The organism is Amycolatopsis sp. NPDC058986, assembly GCF_042741125.1.
GTDB lineage: Bacteria > Actinomycetota > Actinomycetes > Mycobacteriales > Pseudonocardiaceae > Amycolatopsis.
The window spans coordinates 1-6,699 of record NZ_JBHYJW010000125.1 but is presented as its reverse complement, the minus strand read 5'-3'; the positions used below and the strand labels follow the sequence as shown (position 1 = coordinate 6,699).

The window sequence follows — 6,699 nt, the reverse complement described above, 5'->3', positions numbered from 1 at the left end:
GGCTAAACGCGGCGCTTAGGCACGCTAAGGACCGCGTTTAGCCCGCTAACCGCGCTTCGGGGCGGTGAGGGCAGCACGAAAAGGGCCCCGGCTCCTGGCGGAGACGGGGCCCTCGACGTGACCGGACCGACCGGGTCAGTCGACCATCCACGTGTTGTTCGAGAAATCGTCGTCGTCGAACGCGTCACTCCGGGCATGCCGTCCGCGACGCCGCGCGGGTGACGGCGGCGAGGTCGGCTCCGGCGCGGGCGGCGCCTGTTCGACCGGGGCGGGCGGCGCGGTGGGCGCCGGGGGCAGGTCACCCGGTACGCCGGGCACCGACGGCGCGATCGGCGGAGGCGGCGCCGTCACGTCGCGGTGTGCCGCCGCGGCCCGCGTGTACTGCCCGAACTGGTCGGCGGGCTTCTCCTCGTCCTCCGGCCCGAACTTCATGGTGTGACTGCGGTCGGAGAGCGCCTTCTCAGTGAGCCAGCCGCCGGACTCCTTGTGCCGTTTGGCCAGCTCCTGCATGTGTTCCATGTACTTGCCATGGACCGCGGCGTCCCGCTCCATCGTCTTCAGGGCATCGGCCTTCGCCTCGGCGACGTGCCGCTCGCGGAGCCCGCGCTGCTCCTGCTGTTCCCTGGTGGCGGTATCCAATGCGGACATCGCCGCCCTCAGCCTGTCCACAGCACTCATCGCCGCTCCCTCGTCCGCTCGTTCACGCCGACGCCCTACCGCTCATAGCTGATCGACCGGTCACCCTCGTCGTCCAGCGATCCGCTGATCCGGCCGCCGGCGCCGCTGGTCTCGAAGACACCGCCCTCGATGCGGTACTGGCTGGGACCGCGTTGCTGGTCACCACCGCCACCACCACCCGGCGCGCCACCCATGCCGCCCATCATGCCCATGCCCCCCATCCCGCTCATGCCACTCATCCCGCCGGCGCCCGAGCCCGCACCACCGGTCGCACCGGCCATCTGCCCGGCGGCCGCCGGATGGTCCATGCCGCCGGGCGCCGCACCGAGCCCGACATCGCCGGTGGCCTGTGCCGACGCCCCGGTGTGCGCACCGGGCTCCAGCGAGTTGCCGTTACCAGCCAGGTCGAACTTGGCATCTGTGCTGGCGGCCGCGGTCCCGTCCGCCGCCGGCGTCGCGGCCGCCCCGTCGGCACCTCCACCGGCCGGGGCACCGGTGTCCGCCGGGGCGCCGCTGTCGGCAGTCGCTCCCGCGTCGACGCCACCGGGCGCGGCGAAGCCGCTGTTGTCCGGCGCGGGCATCGTGGTGACGCCTTCCGCCGGGGCGGGCGCCGGCATCGTCGTGACGTCGTCCAGCTTGCCCTGGTGCGATCCCGAGTCGGGCGCACGGTCGTCGGGAAGCACCGGCTGCTTGGGATCCTTCGTCCCGCCGGGGCCGGACGGATCTTCGCCGGGCTTGAGCTCGTGCTTTTCGCCCTTCTCGTCCAAGGTGTACTTGGTCGGCTCGCCCTTGCCGTCGTCGACCGTGACGACCGTCGGGCCGTTCGGCCCCTGCGGTTGCTCGGCGGTGATCTTGAGGTTGCCGTCCTGAATGTGGATCTTGCCGTCCGGCCCGGGGTGGTACGCGCCATCCGCGCCCGGTTTCCCGTCCTGCTGCGTGCCCTGCGGCCCGAAACCGGCCTTCGGATCGTGGCCGTCCGCCCCGGGCAACGGCTTCCCGTCCGGTCCAACCTGCGGATTGTCGAAGTCGAGCTTGTAGTCCTTCTTGTGCCCGTGACCGTCGTCGACCGAGACGTCCATCTTGCCGTCCTTGTCCGGCTCGGACATCGAGATCTTGTTGTCGCCCTTCTGGACGGTCATGGTGTCCTGATCGTCGCCGGCGTCCTTGATCGCTTCGCCGGTCTTCGGGTCGATCGGGTACGGCTTGCCGGTCTCCGGGTCGATCTCCAGCGGCTTGTGGGTGATCGGGTTCATCCCGTCTTCGGGCTTCTTGTCCTCCGGCTTGGGCTCGGCCGCCGACGGCGGAGTGGCGCTGCCGCCGCCCCCGCTGCCGCTTCCTCCGCCGGTACCGCCACCGGTGCCACCGCCAGTACCGCCACCGGTCCCGTTACCCGAACCGTTCCCGTTGCCATTCCCGTTTCCGTTGCCGTTACCGTTTCCATTTCCGGACGGATCGGTCTTACCCGACGACGGCGCCGGGAACGGGTTGGTGTATTCCTCCATGTACCGAGACAGCGTGTGATAGTGCTGATTGATGGTGTCGGTCGCGTTCTTGCACAAGCCCTTGAACGACTCGTACCGCTTGCCGAATTCGGGCGTGAACGAACCGGTCAGCCATTGTTTCGCCGCGCCGATCGCGTAGTCCTTGTTCTCCTTGTTCAGCTTGCAGTCGTCATGCGCCAGCCGGTCGGCGAGGTTGTTTCCGGGGCACACCGAATCGAGCCACCCGGCGATGTCCTTGAGCTTGTCCTTCGAGTCGACCTTTCCCGCGGCGACCTCGATGACCTGTTTGGCGATGTACAGCGGCGCCTTGGCCACCTCGTCGACACGCAGCTTCAGCGCCTCGTCGACCTTGGTTTTCAGCGCGGTGTAGATGTGCGTCATGGTCTCCGGGACCAGTTTCGCGACACCGTCCATCTGGTCGATGAGTTCCTTGGCGTCGGGCTGGATCCGCTGCTCGTATTTGACCTTCGCCGCGGTCGCGCCCTCACCCTTCCAATCGTGGAAGAGCGTATTCAGCGCAGAGGTCGCGTCAGTGCGCGTCTCGTCCGTGGTCTTGCGCGCGCCGGTCAGATCCTCGACCTCGTCGAGGAATTTCTGGAAGTTGATTTCCCGGTTTTCGTGGAACTTGTCCCAGACATCGGACTTGTAGTTGATCGCGCTGGGACAGTCCGGCATCTTGTTCCAGATCTGGTCGGACCATTGGGAGAAGAAGTCCAGCGCCGGATTCCCGAGATCGAGTACCTCGTCCGATTTCTTGACGCCCACGCCGCCGGGAGCGGGCCCTTGCAGTGCCTGAAGATCCTTTTCCGCTTTACCGGCCTTCTCACGCGCCGTCTTGTCGGCCGCCGCGTTGGCGTCGTGCTCGGCTTGGAACTTCTTCTTGGCCTCGTCGAAATTGCCGCCGAAGAAGGCCGCCGTCATCAGGTCCCGCTTCGTGCCCGCGGTGACGTACGGGTCGGCCATCATCTTGTCGAGCTCGGCCTGCTGCTCTTTGGAGAGACCCATCAGTTGCCCGCCTTCTTCGCGGCCGCGGCCTGCTGCTCGTCGGCCGAGCTGTACCTGGTCGCGGCAGTGCCGACACCGCCGCCGAGCTGGGTCAGCTGCCCCGCGTAGCCCTTCATGGCCGCGCCGATGGCCTCGATGCCCTTCTGATAACCGGTGAACGCGTCCCCGTGCACCCGGCCGAACTCCTTCGCGGTCAGCGGTGTGGGAGCCACCTTGTCGGCCTTGCCCGACGTCTTCTCCGCGGCGCGCTCGAGCGCGGTCTGCGCTGTGAGCATCGCCTCTGAATTCGCCTTGTAGCCACCGTCCGGCATGACCGGTGCCCCCTTACGTCCGAGCTGTCCCCGTGGTTGTCCTGGGTACGACGCACGCGACCGGCCGCGGGTGCCGTCGCATATGCACACAAAATGTACCCAGCGGTCATCCGCACCGCAGCGGCTTCGCCCGGTTTGCTAACTCAAACGGTGGCGCCGCAGCAGGCCGGGCAGGCCCCGCTTACGCGGCTTGCCGCCCGCCTCGATCGTCTCGTCGAGCAGCTGCGCGGCGCTGCGGATGTCGACCAGCCGGTCCAGTTCGTCCAGATCGATGTCGATGCCGAACTCCACCTCGACCGTCGCGAGCAGCCGGACCCGCCGGCGCGAGTCGACGCCCATGTCGGCGAACGGCGTCGTCTCGTCGATCGACGACGGATCGACGCCGAACGTCTCGCACACGATCGCCTTGATCTTCTCGACATGCTCCTCAGCGGCCATACCCCGAATTCTCGCCTACCCCCGCCAAGTGCGTTTAGCGGGCTAAACGCACTTGGGGGCGGCGAGGGGCTCAGCCTGCTGGGGAGGTCCAGAACCGCGTTCGGGCCGCGGAACGCGCGACCTTGCCGCTGGACGTCCGGGGCAGCGCGCCCGGCTTGACCAGCAGGAAGGTGTGGAGCGCGACGTCGTGGGCGGCGACGACTGCGCGAGCGGCAGCGCGAGCGACCTCGTCTTCGTCGACCTCGGCGGCTGCCGCCCCGCGGGCTCGCTCGGCGACGACGACCAGGGCTTCCCCGGTGTCACCATCGACGGCGAAGGCGGCCACCCGGTCCCGGCCGAGCACGGGGTGTGCGGCCGCGACGGTGTCCTCGACGTCCTGGGGATAGTGATTCCGGCCGTCGACGATGATCAGGTCCTTACGCCGTCCGGTCACGTAGAGCTGCTCGCCGTCCCACCAGCCGAGGTCGCCGGTACGCAGCCAGCCACCTTCGCCGTCGACGTGCGCGTCGAAGACTTCGGCGGTGAGTTCGGGCCGACGCCAATACCCCGCGGCGACATTCGGGCCTCGCACCCAGATCTCCCCCGTCGCGCCGTCGGGGACGGGGCAAGCGGTGTCCGGGTCGACCACCCGGATCCGCTGTCCCCGCGGACGACCGACCGCGACGAGGGACCGATCCTCGACCCGCGTCACGACCGGCCCGTTCGTGTCGCCGCCGCTGGCGACGTAGACGGTGGCTTCGGCCAGCCCGTACGACGGGCGGTAAGCGTTGCGCGGAAATCCGTGTGGCTCGTAGGCGTCGAGGAACGCTTCGACGGTGGCAGCCCGAATAGGTTCACTGCCGTTGAGGGCGATGTGCACGCCGGACAGGTCGAATGCCCGGCGCCGCGCCTCGGGAACAGCCTCGACGAGCAGGTCATACGCGAAGTTCGGCGCCGCGGTCAGCGTCTTCGGGTAGGCCGACATCAGCGTCAGCCAGCGAGCGGGCCGCCGGATGAATTCCAGCGGGGCGAGGAACACCGACCTGCCGCCGCTGTGCACCGTCCCGGCCAGTAGCTGGACGAGGCCCATGTCGTGGAAGAAGGGAATCCAGCCGACGCAGGTGGTGCCGTCGTCGACGTCGTAAGCGGCGCAGACCTGCCAGCACGCCGCGGCGAGCGCGCGGTGAGTGATCACGACGCCCGCGGGCGCGCGCGTCGTGCCCGATGTGTACTGCAGGTACGCGGGGGTGTCCGGAGTGAGCGGAGCCGGCTCGACCGCGACGGCGGGCAGCGTGTCGACAGCGAGAATCGCACGCGGCCTCGCGACGTCTTCGGTTTCGGCGAACTCCCGCACCCGATCGGCGATCGCGTCGGCCGTCAACCACACCTCGGCGTCGCAGTCGTTGAGCGCCCCCACGAGCCGCTCACGCTGTGCGCGCAGATCCGGCGCGGACAGCGGGACGGCCACCGCGCCCGCGTACAACGCACCGAAGAAGGCAGCGACGTAGGAAAGATCTTGGCGCGCGACGATCGCGACCCGGGCGCCCTGCCTGATGCGCCCGTTCAGCGCTGCCGCGACTGCCTGGACGCGGACCAGCAATTCGGACCAGGTCAGCGTCCGCTCGGCCATGTCGCCGCCGGAGCAGTCGATGTGTGTGAAAGCGGGGCGTGCGTCGTCGGCACGATCGAGCAGGCGCAACACCAGCGGGGTGCGCAGAACTTCCTCGGGTACCTCGTCCGGCACGGCCGCATCCTCCAGACGATCCCGTCGCGGTGTGGGCATCATACGAACGTGGACGACTTCTTCGTACTGGACGCGCGGGCGGACCGGGTCGGGGCGCTGCGTGACCCGCGGCTCAGCTCCGATCCGGACGGCGGCGCGACCGGCCAGGCCAATCTGCTGCTCATGGACGGCGCCGACCACCGCCGGTTGCGCGAAGTCGTCAAGGAGATCATCGCGCTGGTGGAGCCACTGCCGTCGGCTGTGCGGTCCGATATCGAGGACGTGGTTGCCGGGCTGGCAATGTCGGTGTCGTTCGATCTCGTCGCCGATTTCGCCCGGCCTGTCGCCGCGCGGGTCACGTCCGCGGTGCTCGGCGCCGTCGAACCACTCGACGCGCGGCTGCTCACAGCGCTTTCCGAGACGGCGGCAAACCTCGACGTCTGGTCGGGTGGAGCGCCGCCGGGTGCGGACCTCGCGGCGTTGCGAGTCGCGATGTTCTTCCTCAAGGCGACGGCCGTCGAGGGCGGCGGGCTGGCGTTGCTGCGCGAAGCGCACGACGCGGGCCGGGTCACGGAGGACGAGCTCATGCTCACGCCGGTGATGCTCGCGCACGCGGCGTACGAGAACTCGATGAACTTCCTCGCTGTCGCGGGTCTGGACCTGCTTCGCCGGCCGCGGCAACCGGACGAGGTCGAGGTTCGACGGCTCGTCCAGGAGATCGCGCCGACACGGTATGCCGCCCGGCGCGTGACCGGCCCGCTCACCGTGTCGGCGGTGACGTTCGAGAAGGGCGACAAGCTCGCCGTCCCGCTCGGTGACGGGCTCGCGTTCGGGCTCGGGCGGCACGCTTGCCCTGGCTCGCGGGTCGCGGTCGCCGAAGGGGAGGTCGCGTTGCGCGCGCTGTCCGCCGTCCTCACCTCCTCCCACGTCGTCGGCGAGGTTCGCTACAAGCCCCACCGCGTGTTCCACGGCCTGGAGTACGCCCAGGTCACCCGCACCTCCCCCGCCGAGCGCGTTTAGCCCGCTAAACGCGCTTCGCCCACGGCACCCGAGCGCGTTTAGC

At 69.1% G+C, this 6,699-nt stretch carries 6 protein-coding genes; 1 reads left to right on the top strand and 5 read right to left on the bottom strand.

Annotated elements, in window-relative coordinates; translation table 11 throughout:
- Window positions 1-135 precede the first annotated feature (135 nt).
- From ACFW0G_RS45155 to ACFW0G_RS45135, 5 genes are all read right to left on the bottom strand, one after another.
- Entirely contained in the window at window positions 136-678 is a 543-nt protein-coding gene (locus ACFW0G_RS45155; RefSeq protein ID WP_378331763.1) for a hypothetical protein, read from the bottom strand.
- A gap of 35 nt (window positions 679-713) precedes the next feature.
- Entirely contained in the window at window positions 714-3,185 is a 2,472-nt protein-coding gene (locus ACFW0G_RS45150) for a WXG100 family type VII secretion target (protein WP_378331762.1), read from the bottom strand.
- A complete protein-coding gene (locus tag ACFW0G_RS45145) occupies window positions 3,185-3,496 on the bottom strand; it encodes a hypothetical protein (RefSeq protein WP_378331761.1) in 312 nt (103 codons plus the stop codon). Before ACFW0G_RS45145 ends, ACFW0G_RS45150 begins: the two co-directional genes overlap by 1 nt.
- A 138-nt stretch (window positions 3,497-3,634) precedes the next feature.
- Entirely contained in the window at window positions 3,635-3,934 is a 300-nt protein-coding gene (locus ACFW0G_RS45140; RefSeq protein ID WP_378331760.1) for an acyl carrier protein, read from the bottom strand.
- A gap of 70 nt (window positions 3,935-4,004) precedes the next feature.
- Complete coding sequence (locus ACFW0G_RS45135) at window positions 4,005-5,696, bottom strand: fatty acyl-AMP ligase (protein WP_378331759.1); 1,692 nt, start codon at window positions 5,694-5,696, stop codon at window positions 4,005-4,007.
- A 9-nt stretch (window positions 5,697-5,705) separates the two neighbouring features.
- Here ACFW0G_RS45135 and ACFW0G_RS45130 point away from each other — a divergent pair, with 9 nt between their 5' ends.
- Window positions 5,706-6,656 carry a cytochrome P450 gene (locus tag ACFW0G_RS45130; RefSeq protein ID WP_378331758.1) on the top strand — a complete coding sequence of 317 codons (951 nt, stop codon included), beginning with the start codon at window positions 5,706-5,708 and terminating at the stop codon, window positions 6,654-6,656.
- The last annotated feature ends 43 nt before the right edge of the window (window positions 6,657-6,699 follow it).